The 17,355-nt window shown below is 71.7% G+C and carries 14 protein-coding genes and 2 pseudogenes; 9 read left to right on the top strand and 7 right to left on the bottom strand.

Annotated features, from left to right (window positions below):
* Position 1: 1 nt before the first annotated feature.
* Positions 2-241: pseudogene (locus H9L22_RS20130) on the top strand (DUF1048 domain-containing protein); the annotation flags it as partial.
* A gap of 77 nt (positions 242-318) precedes the next feature.
* On the opposite strand, the gene H9L22_RS00370 reads toward H9L22_RS20130, so the two are convergent.
* A complete protein-coding gene (locus H9L22_RS00370; protein WP_187721153.1) occupies positions 319-1,431 on the bottom strand; it encodes a DUF3048 domain-containing protein in 1,113 nt (370 codons plus the stop codon).
* Between the two features lie 132 nt (positions 1,432-1,563).
* Here H9L22_RS00370 and H9L22_RS20125 point away from each other — a divergent pair.
* From H9L22_RS20125 to H9L22_RS00360, 4 genes and pseudogenes are all read left to right on the top strand, one after another.
* Positions 1,564-2,759 (top strand): annotated as a pseudogene (locus H9L22_RS20125) (DUF6361 family protein).
* Positions 2,752-4,527: a phospholipase D family protein gene (locus H9L22_RS20120; protein WP_226966009.1), complete on the top strand. Its 1,776-nt coding sequence runs from the start codon at positions 2,752-2,754 to the stop codon at positions 4,525-4,527. The pseudogene H9L22_RS20125 and the gene H9L22_RS20120 overlap by 8 nt, the downstream one beginning before the upstream one ends.
* A complete protein-coding gene (locus H9L22_RS18195; protein ID WP_226966008.1) occupies positions 4,524-4,985 on the top strand; it encodes a hypothetical protein in 462 nt (153 codons plus the stop codon). The genes H9L22_RS20120 and H9L22_RS18195 overlap by 4 nt, the downstream gene beginning before the upstream one ends.
* A gap of 403 nt (positions 4,986-5,388) precedes the next feature.
* Positions 5,389-7,629 carry a helicase-related protein gene (locus H9L22_RS00360; RefSeq protein ID WP_226966007.1) on the top strand — a complete coding sequence of 747 codons (2,241 nt, stop codon included), beginning with the start codon at positions 5,389-5,391 and terminating at the stop codon, positions 7,627-7,629.
* 12 nt (positions 7,630-7,641) lie between these two features.
* On the opposite strand, the gene purD is transcribed toward H9L22_RS00360, so the two are convergent.
* The 5 genes from purD to H9L22_RS00340 all read right to left on the bottom strand — a co-directional run bounded on the left by purD (position 7,642) and on the right by H9L22_RS00340 (position 13,552).
* Positions 7,642-8,868 carry a phosphoribosylamine--glycine ligase gene (purD, locus tag H9L22_RS00355; RefSeq protein WP_187721151.1) on the bottom strand — a complete coding sequence of 409 codons (1,227 nt, stop codon included), beginning with the start codon at positions 8,866-8,868 and terminating at the stop codon, positions 7,642-7,644.
* Between the two features lie 70 nt (positions 8,869-8,938).
* Positions 8,939-10,030 (bottom strand): glycoside hydrolase family 38 C-terminal domain-containing protein, encoded by a 1,092-nt coding sequence (locus tag H9L22_RS18190; RefSeq protein WP_226966006.1) that lies wholly within the window; start codon positions 10,028-10,030, stop codon positions 8,939-8,941.
* Positions 9,934-11,961 (bottom strand): alpha-mannosidase, encoded by a 2,028-nt coding sequence (locus tag H9L22_RS00350; RefSeq protein ID WP_226966005.1) that lies wholly within the window; start codon positions 11,959-11,961, stop codon positions 9,934-9,936. Before H9L22_RS00350 ends, H9L22_RS18190 begins: the two co-directional genes overlap by 97 nt.
* 68 nt (positions 11,962-12,029) lie before the next feature.
* Entirely contained in the window at positions 12,030-12,260 is a 231-nt protein-coding gene (locus H9L22_RS00345; protein ID WP_187721150.1) for a hypothetical protein, read from the bottom strand.
* 8 nt (positions 12,261-12,268) lie between these two features.
* A complete protein-coding gene (locus H9L22_RS00340; RefSeq protein WP_406707804.1) occupies positions 12,269-13,552 on the bottom strand; it encodes an adenylosuccinate synthase in 1,284 nt (427 codons plus the stop codon).
* A gap of 245 nt (positions 13,553-13,797) precedes the next feature.
* Between H9L22_RS00340 and dhaK the strand changes: the two genes are divergently transcribed.
* The 4 genes from dhaK to H9L22_RS00320 are packed head-to-tail and all read left to right on the top strand — an operon-like array spanning position 13,798 to position 16,620.
* Positions 13,798-14,793 (top strand): dihydroxyacetone kinase subunit DhaK, encoded by a 996-nt coding sequence (gene dhaK, locus H9L22_RS00335; protein WP_187721148.1) that lies wholly within the window; start codon positions 13,798-13,800, stop codon positions 14,791-14,793.
* A complete protein-coding gene (gene dhaL / locus H9L22_RS00330; RefSeq protein WP_187721147.1) occupies positions 14,790-15,422 on the top strand; it encodes a dihydroxyacetone kinase subunit DhaL in 633 nt (210 codons plus the stop codon). The genes dhaK and dhaL overlap by 4 nt, the downstream gene beginning before the upstream one ends.
* Positions 15,422-16,147 (top strand): dihydroxyacetone kinase phosphoryl donor subunit DhaM, encoded by a 726-nt coding sequence (gene dhaM / locus H9L22_RS20000; protein WP_187721146.1) that lies wholly within the window; start codon positions 15,422-15,424, stop codon positions 16,145-16,147. The genes dhaL and dhaM overlap by 1 nt, the downstream gene beginning before the upstream one ends.
* Before the next feature lie 32 nt (positions 16,148-16,179).
* Complete coding sequence (locus H9L22_RS00320) at positions 16,180-16,620, top strand: DUF3151 domain-containing protein (RefSeq protein ID WP_226966003.1); 441 nt, start codon at positions 16,180-16,182, stop codon at positions 16,618-16,620.
* Between the two features lie 7 nt (positions 16,621-16,627).
* Here H9L22_RS00320 and H9L22_RS00315 read toward each other — a convergent pair whose 3' ends face one another.
* The gene (locus H9L22_RS00315) at positions 16,628-17,335 is read right to left on the bottom strand and encodes a ThuA domain-containing protein (RefSeq protein WP_226966359.1); all 708 of its coding nucleotides are present in this window, start codon (positions 17,333-17,335) and stop codon (positions 16,628-16,630) included.
* Positions 17,336-17,355: the final 20 nt, after the last annotated feature.

Genomic DNA, 17,355 nt, shown 5'->3' with positions numbered 1-17,355 from the left:
CATCACCGGACCCATCGAGCAGAAGAAGCAGTACCGGCAGGCCATGGCGCGGATCGCCGCCCTGCCCGACGCCCACCGCCTCGCCGCGGAGGCGCTGCTGCTATACCTGCAGTACCAGGGCGGCATCGTCGACGGCGAAACGCTCGTGACCATGGTCGGTGACCTCGCCGACCTGTGGGAACGCGCTGCGGCCGACGGCGCAGGCGTGCGTGACATCGTCGGCGACGACCCCGTCGGGTTCGCCGAGGACTTCGCGCCGCCTACTCGGCGCGATGGCGGTCTACCGGCGTCGCGGGGGCGTCGCCGCCGGGTAGCCGGTCAGGCCACCACGACGTCGGCGGTCGGACGCGGCAGCTCGATCCAGGTCCGGCCCGGCGCCAGCAGCAGAGGCGCACCGTCAGCGGTCAGGAACGTGAACGGCTCGTCGATGGCCCCCTTCGACCAGGTGCCCTCGACGATCCGCCCGCCGTTGAGGCAGCTGAAGTCGCCGTCGGTGTCGATGAGGTCGAGTACCGGGTCGGCCGCGCCCGAGCCGCGCCAGATCTTGTCGTACTCCCACTTCACGCGGACGATCAGCACGTTGTCGGCGTCCACCCGGGTGTCGTCGGCGAGCAGGTGCTCGCCCCAGGGCTGGCTGCGCAGGTAGCGGCCGGTCGTCTCGTCGAAGTCGTACGACATGTCGGCCTTGTGTCCCGAGGCGTACGGGATCGCGACGGAGGTGGCGGCCGCGCCGGTCGCGGTGGAGGCTGAGGCTGCATCGGCGGCGAAGCTGAGGTACGCGCCGGGAGCGCCGGCCCGCTCGGCCAACGCCGCCATGCCCGCGGGGTGCGCCTGGATCGCCCGGTCGTACTGCGTGCGTCCGTTGGCCCGGTAGAGCCTGTCCTGATCGACCGAGAAGGCCTCAGTCTTCTTGAAGTCGAGGTAGGTCATCTTCTCGATGCGTTCCGCATGCGCCTCCAGGTAGTTCATCACCCACTCGGCGGCGCCGGTGTTGGCCAGCAGCGGGAAGATCGGCGACAGCAGCGGGACGTCGGCGGGCCGGATCGACCGCACAGGGCCGACCGCCTCCGGGTAGTCGCTGTGGAAGACGGGACACAGCCGGGTAGAGCCCTCACCGTTGGGCTGGCAGAAGACGACGTCGGCGACGTCGAGCCCCCACTGCGGCTGTTCGGCCTTGAGGTTCGGCACCTTCACGGCGACGGCGGGCCGGGCCAGGACCGTCGTGTCGGACACGGGCAGACCCGTCAGGGGCGCGCGTGGCACGGGGGTCGGCGACGGCGACGGGCTGGGTGACGGCGTCGGGGCCGGGGCCGGGGTCGTGGGGTCCGGCGGCGCGGTGGTCGGCGACGGCGAGGCCACCGTCTCGGGGGCGCACCCCGCCAGGCCTGCCAGGAGGCCGGCTGCGAGCAGGCTCCTTCGTGTCGGACTCACTTCGGCCTCCTTCGGCCGGGCATGGGACGGCCCGGTGCCGCTCAGTGTGGCATGCCGGCGCCGGGGCGGAGATGGGGCCCGTCGTAACCGCGAACTGAAACGGCGCACGCCACCCCCGCCGCCCCGCGCCGGATGGCTAGAGTGAGGCAAACGCCCCGAAAGGAAGCCGTGGCCTCGACGATCAGCTGGCTTGACGCCTCGGTCGAGGAGCAGCGCCGGATGCGGGAGATCGTCGAGCTGTTCCTCGACCGCGAGAGCCGCGACGAGCTCGGGATCGGCGTCATCCGCGACGCCATCGCCGACGGTCTCTTCCCCGGCACCTCCACGCTGTTGACCCGCGCCCGCTACCTCCTCTTCATCCCCTGGTGCTACCAGCTGGCGGTGGCGTCGAGCGATCCGGCCTGGACTGCGGATTGGCACGAACGACGCCTCATCGCGCCCCTCTCAGGGCTGGACGGTGCTTTCGGCAGAGTCAGCGGCACCGGGCTCAAGCGCCTCCCCGGTTCGGTCTACTGGGCACCGCTCACCCGGTGGGGCATCCTGCTGGACCCCGACGCCGCGCTTTCTCCCGTTCCACACAGGCTCCGGGAGGACGATGCCGCACGACGTCCGGCGTCGGCCTGGGTCGCCAGCCTGCCGCCGGTGCCCGAAGGCTTCCCCAGCGAGGTGCCTGGCGGCTTCGACCTGACCCTTGTGGAGGCCCGCTTCCTGCGGGACCGCATGCTCGCCACCGCAGACGACAGCCTCCTCGCCTGGCTCCTGGATCATCGCCCCAGCGGGAGCGGCGATCTCTGGCAGGAACCTGCGGTCCTCGGCGCCCCTGGCGAGATCGCCGCCCTGGTCCACCACGGGAGGATGTTCGCGGCAGCGCTGCACGGCGCGGCGCTCGTCTACAACCTGCTGCTGGCCGAGGAGCTCCCCGCGCTGGGGCTCACCCCGCCACCGCGGCTGCCCGACTACCGACAGAGGCTGGAGGACTGGGCCGCGAACGCCGAGACGATCGGTCTGCTCGACTGGAGCACGGCCTGGCTGTGGCGCTGGCTCGCGCAGCAAGCGGTCCGCGTGCCCCCGGCGACGCGCGTGTTCGTCGAGGGTGGGTCCGTCTCCTCGGCAACCAGAGCGCCCACGACCTTGCCGACGCCCCGCAGGTCCGGAGCTTCATCCGGGAGCGGGAGCGGCGGCACAAGCGTTCCCAGGCCCGGCTCGGCAACCGCAGACGCCTCTCCCAGTGGGGCGGCGCGTCGGGCGCGATGGAGTTGGAGTTCCGCTGGCCACAGGCCAGGCGCATCCTGCTCGACATCCACGACGGCCTGGAACGCGATGCTTGAGCCGGACAACCGCTCGGCCCTGACGGAGCTCCTGCGACCGCCGCGTGGCTGGCGGCTCGAGCACGCTGTCGGCACCACGTTCACGCTCGACCTGCAGGCTGCGCTGCGCGTCCCCATGTCGCTGGCGGCGCAGCGGGACCGGGTCGACGACGAACTCGGGGTTCTGGGCTCCATCGCCCGCGCCGCTGACCGCATCGATGTCTTCGCCCAGGCCGGGGCACTGTCGTTCGGGCATCCCCGGACCGATCTCGTGGTCTTCCTGGAGCCGATGATCCACCCGGTCACCACCCGCCCGGGCGGGGTGTTCCATCCGAAGGTCTGGTTCCTGGAGTTCGCCCGCGACGATGAGCGGTGCTACCGGTTCCTGTGCGCCAGCCGCAACCTCACGTTCGATCGCTCCTGGGACGCCGCGGTCAGGCTCGACGGCACCCCGTCGTCACACCCGGACGCGCCCGCCAGGAACGCACCCCTCACCCGCCTTCTCCTGGCGCTTCCCACTCTCACCGTCAACCCCATGCCGACCGGACGACGGAGGTCGCTCGAGGCTCTGGCCGGCCGGCTCGCCGCCGTCGAATGGGAACATCCCGACGGCGTCTCGGATCTGGGATTCGAGGTCTGGGGGCTCGGCGAGGACCCCGAGCCTCAGCTCAAGGGCGGCCGGATGCTCGTCGTGTCGCCCTTCGTGAGTGAGGGCGGCCTGAGGAAACTCGGCGCCCTGCGGCGGCCGTCACACCTCATCTCCCGCGCCGAGACCCTCGACCAGCTGCCCTCGACGGCCCTGGGCCCGCGCCTGCACCTGACGTCGTTCGACGCCTCCACCGGGCTCACGGAACCGGACGACGACGGCACCGCGGGGTCGCACGCAGGCGAGCAGCTGACGGGGCTGCACGCCAAGCTGACCGTGGTCGAGTACTGGGGCAGCGCGTATGCCCGCATCGGGTCCCAGAACGCGACGGACGCCGGTCTGACCCGCAACGTCGAGGCGATGGTGACGCTGCGCGGCAGGATCGACACCCTCGGCATCGATGCGACCGTCTCCGCGCTCGGCGATCTCCTCATCGACCACGAGCAGCAGCCGTTGCCAGAGCCCGATCCCCATGCCGAGCTCGACCGGATGCTCGATCGCGCGTTGGCCACCGTCGCCGCCACACCCGTCCGGATCCGGACGGAACCGATGGCCGAAGGGTTCCGCCTGCTCGTCGGCGCCGATCCGTCCGTGCCCGGCGCGTCCCCTGATGTGACCCTCGACTGGGCCCCGGTGACGGTGGAGGGCCAGCGCCGCGCGTGGCCACCCGGCCCGCACTCCGCCCCCACCGTCGTCGAGGGTCTCGAGCTGGCGGAGGTCACCCCCTTCCTCCTCGTCACGGCCAGGGCGGAGGGCCGCTTCCGCTCGACCGTGCTCCTCGCCCGGCTGGAGAACGATCCGGCGGGCCGCCAGGAGGCGATCGTCGCCCGGAAGCTGGGCGATCCCGCAGCCTTCCAGCGCTTCGTCGCGCTCCTCCTCGAGTTCGAGCGCCTCGGCGAGGCGGCGGCGACGACGACAGGCTGGGGCGCCACGGGTCCCGGGGGCTCCCCGCTCGATGCCACAGGCCTCTTCGAGCCGCTTGTGCAGGCGGTCGCCGGCGACCATGCCGGCCTCGCCGACGTCGACCGTCTCGTCCGCTACCTGCGCGACTCCAAGCGGGACGTCCTTCCGGAGGGCTTCGACGCGCTCTGGGCCGCGCTGTGGCAGGCGCACCGGTCGTTGGCCAAGGAGGCGGGGCGGTGAGCCGGATGGATCTCGCGCACGTGATGGCGGGTCTCAAGGGCTTTCAGCGCGACGCGGTGGAACACGCCCTGGATCGCCTGTACGGGGACGCGGCTGGCTCCGGCCGGTTCCTCGTCGCCGACGAGACGGGGCTCGGGAAGTCGATCATCGCCCGCGGCGTCGTCGCCAGGGCCATCGACCACCTCCACCGCGACGACTCCGTCGGACGCATCGACGTCATCTACATCTGCTCCAACCTCGACCTGGCCAACCAGAATCTGCAGCGGCTGAACGTCACGGGCGACCCCGACGTGCGCATGGCGAGCAGGCTCACGCTCATGGCCCGCGACGCTGCACGACTGAACGCCCACAGCGGCGAGGGCAAGAAGGTGAACCTCATCGCCTTCACCCCCGCGACCTCCATGCCCGAGGGGGATTCGCGCAGGGCAATGCGCCGGAGCGGGCCCTGCTCACACTGATCATCGAGCGGATCGAGCAACTGGACAGGCGGGGTCGGTGGGCGCTGCGGACGCTCCTGCAGGGGTCGGTGGCCAGCCGCGCGAACTTCCAGCGCTACGTCGACGACATGGTCGCCGGCACCGGCGGAACCATCGACCCGTCGATCCTCGCCCCCTTCGAACGCGACTACCGGGCGGCGCACCGCGATCGGCTGCTGGGCCTGATCGACCTGCTCGGCGATACCGACACGATGCCGCCCGAGCTCAAGGCCGGGGCGACGGCGCTGATCAGTGGGCTGCGGCACAGCCTCGCAGAGGCCAGCATCGGCGCGCTCGAGCCCGATCTGGTCATCCTCGACGAGTTCCAACGGTTCAGACATCTGCTCGACCCCCGCTCGGGGAGGCGGGAGAACTGGCGGGCGCGATGTTCTCGTTCCCGGGCGCCCGCACCCTGCTGCTGTCCGCCACCCCCTACAAGCCCTTCACGAACAGCGACGAGATCGACGACGACCACTACCGGGACTTCTTCGCCACCATCGACTTCCTGTTCGCCCACGACGTCACCGGCGCCGACAGGGTGCGCGCGACGCTGGCCGACTACCGCGGGGCGCTGCTGGGCGGCGACGACGGCCTCGCGGCGGCCACCGCGGTCCGCGAGGCCCTTCTGCCCGTCATGTCGCGCTCCGAGCGCCCCGACAGCGCCGTCGGCACGACCCCACGGCTCCTCGACGTTCCGCCACCCACAGCCGACGACCTGCGCGAGTACGCCGACCTGCGCCGGTTCGGCGACGCCATCGGCGCGCCGGTCAGCCTGGAATACTGGAAGTCGATCCCGTACTTCGCGAACTTCATGGACAACTACAGGCCGGGTGTCCGGGCCCGCGAATGGTTCGGAACTCCCCGCGGGGCAGAGGCCGAGCAGATCCTCGGCCGGACCAGGGCGCTCACGCGCGAGCGGATCGAGGCGCGCGAATGGCTCGATCTCGGCAACGGGTACCTGCGGGCTCTGGCGGACGAGACGGTCGGGCGGGGCTGGTGGCGCCTGCTGTGGATGCCGCCGTCGATGCCGTACCTCAAGCCCGGCCGGGTGTACCGGGAGGTGGGCCGGGCGTCGGCGGACCTGGGTGGGGTGACCAAACGCCTGGTGTTCTCGGCCTGGTCCGGGGTCCCGACCGCCGTGGCGTCGTTGCTGTCGTACGTCGCGGACCGGTCCGTGGCCCGGGCCACGAGCGAGCGGGAGGAGTACAGCAGCCGCCTCACGTACCGCCAGGTCGACGGCGGGGCCGGCTCTCTGTCGACGCTGGCACTGTTCTGGCCACACCCGGAGCTGGCCCGCCTGGGCGATCCGCTCGCCGCCGCGCGACGGGCCGGCCGCGCCGTCAGCCGCCCCGAGCTTCTGCGTCACACCCAGGCGGCGCTACCCAACGGGCCCCGGACGACCCGCCCCTGGGACGCCTTCTTCTCGGTCCCGGGGCTGGTCCCGGAGGGGGTGAACCCCCTGGACGCCGTGACGGCGGTCACTGCGGACGACGGCGACACCGCCAGCCTCGGCCTCCGCGCCCACGTAGAGCGGGCGGCGGCCGCGTCGTCGGCCGACCCCCTCACCCATCGGGACCTGGCGCTGTTGGCCGCCTTCGCCCCCGGCGTCACCGCTCTGCGCGCCGTGGAGCGGATCGCGGGCGGCTCATCGACGGCCCCCGGTCGGTGGAGAGCCGCCTTCCGGCTGGCGGATGCGCTGCGCCGCTTCTTCAACCGCGAGGACTCGGTGGGGCCGATCCTGGCCGCCTACCCCGGCAAGGCGCCCTACTGGCGGTCCCTCCTCTCCTACTGCGCCGACGGGAATCTGCAGGCCGTGGTCGACGAGTACCTGTTCCAGTTGCGCAGCGAGCTGGGCGGCCGCGAGGTCGACGACGCGGCGCTCGAGCTGATCGTCACCCGCTTCGACGGGGCGGTGTCGTTGCGGCCGGCGCGCTACGTCGCGCACGACACCAGCGCGGCACGCGAGCAGATCCCCCTGCCCGCGCGGTTCGCCCTCCGGTACGGCGGCGCGAGCGCAGCCGAGGACTCACAGCAGGCCGCCCGGCAGAGCGAGGTGCGGGCCGCGTTCAACTCACCGTTCGCGCCGTTCGTGCTCGCGACGACGAGCGTCGGCCAGGAGGGGATCGACTTCCACTGGTGGTGCCACAGCGTCGTCCACTGGAACCTGCCCTCGAATCCGGTCGACTTCGAGCAGAGGGAGGGCCGGGTCAACCGGTTCGGCGGTCACGCGGTGCGCCGCAACGTGGCCGGGCGGCACTGGTCCGACGTGTTGGCTTCCACCGCCCCGGACCCCTGGGCCGCGGCGTTCGAGGCCGCGTCCGCCGCCTCGTCCGCCGCCTCGTCCGGCGGCGACTGGGGCGAGTTCGCGCCGTGGTGGTGCTACCCGTCGCAGCCCGGCACCGGCGAGGCGCGCGTGGAGCGGGTCATCGCCCGCTACCCGCTCAGCCGGGATCAGGCGAAGTATCAGCAGCTGACCAACTCCCTGGCCCTGTACCGCCTGGCCCTCGGCCAGCCACGGCAGGAGGACATGCTCGAGCTGTTGCAGCTGCGCGGTGTCAGCGGCACCGACGTCGCGACGATCGATCTGCGTCCGCCCCGCCACGACGGGCCTGGCCCGGTCAGCTGAGGGGCGAGCCTCTCAGTGGGGGACGCCGATGTCGCCGCGGTGGAAGCCGCCCGGCAGATCGACCTTCGCCAGCAGCCCGTACGCGTTCGCGCGGGCGGCGTCGACGTCCGCGCCCCGGCCGACGACGCCGAGGACCCGGCCCCCGGCCGACACGAGCGTCTCTCCGTCGAGGCGGGTGCCTGCCTGCAGCACGTAGGCGTCGGCCTCGTCGGCGGGAAGCCCGATCGCGGTGCCGGTCGTCGGGGTCCCGGGGTAGCCCTCTGCGGCCTCGACGATGACGACGGCGGCGCCGTCACGCCAGCGCAGCGGCCCGATCTCATCCAGCGAACCGCGCGCGGCGGCCAGCAGGATCCCGGCCAGCGGCGTCTCGAGCAGCGACAGGACGGCCTGGGTCTCCGGATCGCCGAAGCGCACGTTGAACTCGACGACCCGCAGGCCCTTCGACGTCAGCGCGAGGCCCGCGTACAGCAGGCCGACGAACGGCGTGCCGCGACGGCGCATCTCCGCGAGCGTCGGGGCGACGACCTCGGCCATGATCTGGTCGCTGAGCCCGGCCTCGGCCCACGGGAGCGGCGAGTAGGCGCCCATGCCGCCGGTGTTGGGGCCCGCATCGCCGTCGCCGACGCGCTTGTAGTCCTGCGCGGGCAGCAGCGGGACGGCGCGTTCGCCGTCACAGATGGCGAACAGCGACACCTCGGGGCCGTCGAGGAAATCCTCGATGACGACGCGCCCGCAGGACGCGGCGTGGGCGAGGGCCTCGGCGCGGTCGTTCGTGACGACGACCCCCTTGCCCGAGGCGAGCCCGTCGTTCTTGACGACGTAGGGGGCGCCGAACTCGTCGAGCGCTGCGGCGGCCTCCTCCGGCGTCTCGCAGACGCGGCCGGCGGCCGTCGGCACCCCGGCGTCCTCCATCACGCGCTTGGCGAAGGCCTTGGACCCTTCGAGCTCTGCGGCGGCGGCGTCGGGGCCGAACGCGGCGATGCCTGCGGCGCGCAGCGCGTCGGCCACACCCGCCACGAGCGGAGCCTCGGGCCCGATCACGACGAGGTCGACGCCCAGCCGCCGGGCCAGATCGACCACGGGAGCAGGCGCGGCGGCGTCGACGGCGTGCAGGGTCGCGATGGCGGCCAGACCCGGGTTGCCGGGCGCGGCGTGGAGTTCGGTGACGGCGGGATCGGCGGCGAGCGACCGGCCGAGCGCGTGTTCGCGACCGCCGGAGCCGAGCAGGAGGATCTTCACCGGTTCAGCCTACTGGGGCGGCTCCGATCCGCCCCATGGTCTCCGGAGCGTCCGCACACCGGACGGCCTCCTACCGCCTCCTCAGCCGCAGCGTCCGCACCTCAAACGGCCGCAGCGTCAGCGCCAGGCTGTCGCCGTCCAGGGCGACGTCCCCGCCGGGGGTCTCCACCAGGTCGGCCTCGCAGGCGCCTGCGACGGGGAACGACACCCGCAGCGTCGCCTCGGTGCGGGCACCCTGCGCCTCGTACACGCGGACGACGACGTCGCCGCTGCGGTCATCCGCGAGCTTGACGGCGGACAGCCGCGCCGAGCCGCCCTCGAGCATGACCAGCGGCGCGGGCGACTCTCCCCCGACGACGGCGCGGGCCGGGCTGCCGACGACGGCGCCCCAGCGGGAGGCCTCGAGCACCGTCGGCGCCGGCGCGACGAGCGTGACGAACCGGTGGCGCCCCTGGTCGGCGTCCGGATCCGGGAAGGTGGGGGCCCGCAGCAGCGACTGCCGCACCGTCGTCACGAGCCGTCCGTCGACACTGTCGCGGGTCACGTCGTGGCCGTAGATCGCGTCGTTGACGACGGCGACGCCGAAGCCGGGCTCGCCGACATGCACGTAGCGGTGGGCGCACGACTCGTAGCGGGCCGCGTCCCACGAGGTATTGGTGTGGGTGGCCCTGCGGACGTGCCCGAACGACGTCTCGTAGGCGGCGTCAGTAGCGTGCACATCGAAGGCGAATGCCAGCTTCAGCAGCCGGTGCCGCTCGTGCCAGTCGACGTCGGTCTCGATGCGCAGCGCGCCGCCGGTGTCGTCGAGCGCGAGCCGCTGGGTAAGCGTGCTGGCGCCGAAGGCCCGCTCGACCACCACCGCCCCGCCGTCGACGCGGACGGAGCCGTCCGTCAGGTCCGCGGTGGCCAGGTGCATGGACCGGTCCAGCTCCCAGGCGTCCCACTTGGCGGGCGCGTCGACGAACACCTGGAGGAGGTTGCCCCGGCCGCCCTCGGCGATCAGCTCGCGGCCGGTGGCGGCGTCGATGATGCTGCCCACCGTCCCGTCTGGCGCGACGAGCACGCTCAGCGCCGCCGAGGAGAGACGCACCGACCCGTCCGGCAGCGTCTCCACCGTCGACGGCGCGGGCGTCTGCGGGGCGCCGAGGCCGTAGCCGGGCACCCCGGGCAGCGGCTCGGGGCCGGGTTGGCGACCAACTCCGCGTCGCCCTCACCGACGACGACGGCGAGCGCGCGGTCGATCAGCGCCTCGAGCCGCTCGGTGGCGACGGCGTGGGCCTCCTCCGCCTCGCGGTGCACCCACGCGATGGAGCTGCCGGGCAGGATGTCGTGGAACTGCAGCAGCAGGATCTGCTCCCACAGTGCGTCGAGTTCGTCGTGCGGATAGGCGGCGCCGCGGAGCACCGCGGCCTGGGCCCACCACAGCTCGGCCTCGACGAGCAGCGCCTCGTTGCGCCGGTTGCCGCGCTTGGTGCGCGACTGCGACGTGAACACACCCCGGTGGAACTCGAGGTACATCTCGCCTGCCCAGACCGGGCGGTCTGCGTACGCCTCGTCCGCCTCGGCGAAGAACGCCTGCGGCGTGTCGAACTGGACGCGGGCGGAGCCCTCGAGGTCGGCCTGGAGCCGTCCCAGGGTCATCATCTCGCGGGTGGGTCCGCCGCCGCCGTCGCCGTAGCCGAACGGCATCAGCGACGTCCCCGCTCCGGCGTGGTCGGAGAAGTTCTCGACGCTGCGGGCCAGCTCGGAGGGGTGCATCGTCCCGTTGTAGGTGTTGTTGGGCGTGAAGTGCGTGAACACGCGCGACCCGTCGATGCCCTCCCAGTCGAAGCTGTGGTGGGGCATGGTGTCGACGTCGTTCCAGCACATCTTCTGCGTGAAGAACCAGCGGATCCCGGCGCGTCGCAGCAGCTGCGGCAGCGATCCCGGGTAGCCGAACGAGTCGGGCAGCCAGCCCACCTCGCTCCTGACGCCGAACTCGCGTTCGAAGAACCGTGTGCCGTACAGCAGCTGACGGGCGAGCGACTCCCCCGACGGCATGTTGACGTCGCACTCGACCCACGTGTTGCCGACCGGCACGAACCGGCCCTCGGCGACGTACGCCCTGATCCGCTCGAACAGGTCGGGATCGCCCTTCTGCACCCAGGCGAAGTGCTGGGCCGACGAGCTCGCGAAAACTGCGTCGGGGTCGCGGTCGAGGAGGTCGACGACGTTGGAGTAGGTGCGCGTCACCTTCCGCACCGTCTCCCGGCTGGGCCACAGCCAGGCCGAGTCGATGTGCGCGTGCCCCGTCGCGACGACGCGGTGGGCCGACGGCGCCGCCGGGGAATCCAGCGACGGCGCGAGGATCCGGCGGGCGGCCGCGGCGCCCGCGCCGGGAGCACCCGGGTCGACGGCGTAGAGGCCCCGCTCCAGCGCCGCCAGCAGCCGGGCCCGGCGGGGCTCATGTTCGGGCAGCGCGACTGCCAGCCCGCGCGCCACGACGACCTCGTGGATGAGCGCCTCCACCTCCGTGTCGACGCGCCGCAGCCGCATCCCGCCCAGGCGGTAGCGGGGTTCGAGGCCCGCTGTGGCCTTGTCTCCCAGGGGGCTCGCGACGAACGCGTCCGGGCCCGAGAACCGGCCGAGATCGGGGTTGGCGGCAGCCTCCACCAGGAACGCGAACGACTCTCCCGGCCGCGCGTCCACCGGCACGTGATGGTTCAGGGGTTCGAGGCCCTTGACCGCCCGGCCGTCGAGCGTGCGCACCAGCCCCTCGCACTGGAACCCGGGCATGCCACGGGTGAAGCCGAGATCCAGCGAAAGTTCGACGCGGCCGGGGGCGTCGGCCCACTCGGCCGGCACCTCGCCCTCGACGCGGAACCAGGTGGTCCCCCACGCAGGCCCCCACGAGAATCCCTCCGCCACGTCCTCGAACTCGGCGAGTTCGACGGCGGTGGCGAACGGGATCGGCTCCCCCACCCCCTCGGCGTCAGCCGGGACGGTCCAGGCCGAGAGCCGCAGCGGCCGGTGATCGGCCACCAGCCCCCGCGGCAGGAAGTCGTTGAGGAACCGGTCGACCCGGTCGAGGAGCAGTTCGGGGGTGCTGTGCACGTCGGTCCTTCACATCGTCGTCGATATCGAAGAGGCGCCGCCCGGCAGGGCGGCACGACACGACGATCCTAGTCAGACGCGGCCGCGTCGGCCTCCCTGTCCGCCCGCTCGGCAGCCTCCTGCGACCGCTGCACGAGCACCCGGAACCCGACCACCACGAGGATGAAGGCGCCGCCCACGGGCATCGCCCACCACCAGCCCCAGCCCAGGTCCTCCTGCCACAGCGCGACGCACACCGTCGCCACCATGAACAAACTCAACCCGGCCACCAGGACCGTCACCAGCCTGCGGGAGGCCATCGGACCGCTCAGATCAGGTCGTTGATGGCGACCGACTGCTCACGCCCCGGCCCGACGCCGATGCCGCTGATGCGGCAGCCGACGAGCTCCTCGAGGCGGTGCACGTAGGCCTGGCAGTTGGCGGGCAGGTCGTCGAACGTGCGGGCACCCGAGATGTCCTCGCTCCAGCCGTCGAGGTACTCGTAGATGGGCTTCGCGTGGTGGAAGTCCGACTGCGTCATCGGCATGACGTCGTGGCGCACGCCGTCGACCTCGTAGGCGACGCAGACGGGGATCTTGTCCCAGCCGCTGAGGATGTCGAGCTTGGTCAGGAAGATGTCGGTGAACCCGTTGATCTTCGCCGCCTGCTCGACGACCAGCGCGTCGAACCAGCCGCAGCGACGCGGGCGGCCGGTGGTCGCGCCGAACTCGCCGCCGACGGTGCGCAGCTTCTCGCCGTCCTCATCGAACAGCTCGGTCGGGAACGGGCCCTCGCCGACGCGGGTGGTGTACGCCTTGGCGATACCGATCGCACGGTCGATCCGGGTGGGTCCGACGCCGCCGCCGGTGGTGGCGCCGGCCGCCGTCGGGTTCGAGGAGGTGACGTACGGGTAGGTGCCCTGGTCGACGTCGAGGTGGTGCGCCTGCGCGCCCTCGAACAGGACGACCTTCCCCTCGTCGAGCGCGTCGTTGACGTAGCGGCCCGAGTCGATGATGTGGGGGCGGATGGCGTCGGCGTGCTTGAGCAGCGACGCGACCACCTGGTCGGGATCGATCGTGGGGCGGTTGTAGATCTTGACGAGCAGCTGGTTCTTCTGGTCGAGCGCGGCCTCGACCTTCTGCCGCAGGATCGACTCGTCCAGCAGGTCCTGGATGCGGATGCCGATGCGGTTGACCTTGTCGGAGTAGCAGGGGCCGACGCCGCGGCCCGTGGTGCCGATGCGGCGCTTGCCCAGGAAGCGCTCCGTCACCTTGTCGAGGACCCGGTGGTACTCGGTGATGATGTGCGCGTTGGCTGAGATGAGCGGGTGCGGCACGTCGACGCCCCGCGACGCCAGCACGTCCAGCTCGCCGGCGAGCACGTCGAGGTCGACGACGACGCCGTTGCCGATGACGGTGGTGGTGCCGGGGTTGAGGATGCCGGACGGAAGGAGGTGCAGGACGAACTTCTCACCATCCACGACCAGGGTGTGACCGGCGTTGTTGCCGCCGGAGTAGCGGACGCACACGTCGACGCGGTTGCCCAGCTGATCGGTCGCCTTGCCCTTGCCTTCGTCGCCCCACTGGGCGCCCACCACAACCACACTCGGCATGGAGAAACACATCCTTGCTACACGCATAGAGGAAGCCCCACAAGGTTTCACCTGGGGGCCTTGCGCCCGCAGTCTACCGGAGGCGGGTCCCGGAAAGATGGTCTGCGCCCGGATTCCTCCCGGGAAACCGCTCCGGAACGCGGTGCCCCGATCTCCACTCAACCCGGCGCGGACGGCGGTGGCCGGTGACAGAATGGGCTCTGACGCGCGCGTGCGCGTCCCCCGCAAGGACGCTGGAGGTTCCCATGAAGAAGCTCATCAACTCCCCCGACGACGTGATCACCGACGCACTGAAGGGCATCGAGGCCTCGGACGGCAACGTCCGGGTCGACCACGAGAACCGGGTCATCTACCGCTCGGCCCCGAAGGAGGCAGGCAAGGTCGCCATCATCTCCGGTGGCGGGTCGGGCCACGAGCCGATGCACGGCGGTTTCGTCGGCTACGGGATGCTGGACGCCGCCTGCGCCGGCCAGATGTTCACCTCGCCGACCCCCGACCAGATGCTGGCCGCGACGACCACCGTCGACAGCGGCGCCGGCGTGCTGCACATCGTGAAGAACTACACGGGCGACGTCATGAACTTCGAGATGGCCGCCGAACTCGCGGCGGACGCCGGCATCGAGGTCACGACGGTGCTCGTCGAGGACGACGTGGCCGTGCAGGATTCCCTGTACACGGCGGGTCGGCGCGGCGTCGGCACCACCGTGCTGCTCGAGAAGATCGTCGGCGCTGCCGCAGAAGAGGGCATGACCCTGGCCGAGGTCACCGCCGTCGCGCAGCGGGTCTCCGACAACGGCCGCTCCATGGGCATGGCCCTCACGTCGTGCACGGTCCCGGCCGCGGGCAGGCCGACGTTCGACCTGCCTGAGGGCGAGATGGAGATCGGCATCGGCATCCACGGCGAACCCGGCCGCCACCGCGAACCGATCGCCGACGCGAAGTCGATCGCGAAGCAGCTGGTTGACCCCATCCTTGCGGACCTCGACTTCACCGGCGCCCCGGTGATCGCCATGGTCAACGGCATGGGCGGCACCCCGCTCATCGAGCTGTACCTGATGTACGGCGAGGTCATCGAACTGCTGGGTGCGGCGGGCGTCACCGTCGAACGCAACCTCGTGGGCAACTACATCACCAGCCTCGACATGGCCGGCTGCTCGCTGACGCTGCTCAGGGCCGACGACGAGATGATCCGCCTGTGGGATTCCCCTGTGCAGACCGCGGGACTACGGTGGGGCCGGTGAGCGCTGACGAACTGACGCTGGATCAGCTCGCGGACTGGCTGCGCCGGTTCGCTGAGCTGATCGCGGCGAACAAGGACTACCTGACCGACCTCGACTCGGCGATCGGCGACGCCGACCACGGCGCCAACATGGCCCGCGGCACCGCCGCCGTCGTCACCCACCTCGACGACGCCACCACCGTCGACGCCCTCTTCAAGAAGGCCGGCATGACGCTGGTCGGCACCGTTGGCGGCACCAGCGGCCCGCTGTACGGCACCCTGTTCATGAAGATGGGGATGTCGGCGGGGTCGGTCACGGAGCTCGACGGCCCTGCCTTCGCCAGGGCGTTCCGCGCGGGCCTCGACGGCCTGATCGCCAGGGGCCGCACGGAGCTGAACGACAAGACGATGGTGGATGCCATGGCGCCGGCGTTGGACGCGCTCGACGCCGTCCTCGCGGCCGGGTCGGGCCTGCCCGCGGCCATCGCGGCCGCCCAGGCGGCCGCCGCCGCGGGGCGCGATGCGACCACGCCGCTCGTCGCCCGCAAGGGCCGCGCCAGCTACCTGGGCGAGCGTTCGGCCGGGCACATGGATCCGGGCGCGACGTCGGCCACCCTGCTGTTCGACGCCCTCACGGACCCGGCGGCCTGATGGCGGTCGGCATCGTCGTCGTCTCGCACAGCCGCGCCTTGGCGGAGGCTGCGGTCGAGGTCGCGATGCAGATGGTGCACGAGGCGCCGCCGCCGCTGGCCATCGCGGCCGGAACGGACGACGGCGGCCTCGGCACCGACGCGACGGCGGTCCTCGCCGCGCTGACGGAGGTCGACCGGGGTGACGGGGTGGTCGTGTTCGTCGACGTCGGCTCGTCGATCATGAGCGCCGAACTCGGCATCGAGTTCTACGGTGCGGAGGACGCCGACATCCGGGTGCTGCCTGCCCCGTTCGTGGAGGGGCTGCTGGCCGGCGTCGTCCGCGCGGCGGGCGGCGCGACGATCGACGAGGTCGCCGCGGAGGCCAACGCCGCGCTCACCCCGAAGTTGCACGCCCTCGGCACCCCGGACCCAGCCCCCGTCACCGCGGAGACGCGACCCGAGGCGGAGGCGGAGGCGGAGGCCCGCGCCGAGGCGACGATCGTCAACGCCACCGGCCTGCACGCCCGACCGGCGGCGCTGTTCGTCGCCAAGGCCCGCGCCTTCGACGCGACGGTCCTGGTCGCCTGCGGCGACGAGGGGCCGGTGTCCGCCACGAGCACCATCGGACTGGCGACGCTCGGGGCCGGGAAGGGTGCCGTCCTGCGGCTCTCGGCGACCGGTCCCCAGGCGCGGGAGGCGGTCGACGCGCTCGCCGGGTTCGTCGCCTCGGGGTTGGGCGACTGACACCCCTCGGCGGCCTCTGTAGGCTGACCCCCATGAGCGAGACCCATCCCAACCTCATGGCCTCCGACGTCGTCGTGCTTCTGCCAGAGGACCCGGCGCTGGCGGCGATCGCCGAGCGCGGTCGTGAGAACTTCCTCGAGGTCGTTGCGGCGCACCCGACCTCGTCGCTGTGTTGGGCCCTGATGGCCGAGACCTGCCTTGTCGAGTCCGACCTCGGCAGCTCGCTGGCCGCCTACGCCTACGCGCGCACCGGCTACCACCGTGGCCTCGACATCCTGCGCCGCAACGGCTGGAAGGGCTCGGGCCAGGTCCCGTGGGAGCACGAGCCGAACCGCGGCTTCCTGCGCGCCCTGTGGGCGCTGAGCGTGGCGGCTGGACGGATCGGCGATCTCGAGGAGGAGCAGCGGTGTGCGCAGTTCCTCCGGGACTCCTCCGAGGAGGCCTATCAGGCGCTGGCCGTGGCCAGCGCCTGACACACCGTCAGACGCGTTCCTCCGCCGACCGGGCGGCCCAGAGCATGCCGCGTTCGATGATGCCCCTGACCGTCGGGTCCTCAACGATCTCAATCCGATGCCCTGGCGTTGAGACGAAGATGCGTCCCTTGCCCCATTGCCGTGTCCAGATGGCCGGAGAAGTAATCTGCCGGTTCCATGGGTCCCACGCACGTACATCCTGCGTAGTGGTAGCGAGCACGTCCAGGTACTCGTCATGGAGGACCCAGTACTGCTCCGTGACGAGGTCGAAGTGGTCCACGCCCTTCATGATGGGGTGCGAACGTCCCCGGTCCGTCACGTGGACGCGGTATGGGACGTAGTTGTCCTCTTGTTCGCCCTTCCTCTCATCCGGGTGCTTGCCCGGGTGCGCGGCGAACAGGGCGCCCATCATCTGCTGATAGTCGGCGTTGTTGCGGTATGAGTCGATGATCCCGCCGTGCCACCCCGCCATTCCCGTCCCAGCCTCGACCGCAGCGCGGAGACCGAGGAAGGCTTCCCAGGAGATCTCAGACATGGTCACGGTCTGCACGACAAGGTCGGTAGCCCTCATCAGGCTGACATCTGTGTAAACCTCGTTGTCCTCCTCTACCCTGACCCGAAAGCCATTGGCTTCCAGGAACGGAATGAAGAAGTCGGTGGTCTCGACGGGCATGTGCCCGTCCCAACCACCACGGACGATTAGCGCTTCCCTCATTGGGGATTCCATCTTCGTTT

Source organism: Tessaracoccus defluvii (assembly GCF_014489575.1).
In the GTDB taxonomy this organism is placed as follows: domain Bacteria; phylum Actinomycetota; class Actinomycetes; order Propionibacteriales; family Propionibacteriaceae; genus Arachnia; species Arachnia defluvii.
This window is presented reverse-complemented; position numbering and strand designations above follow the sequence as displayed.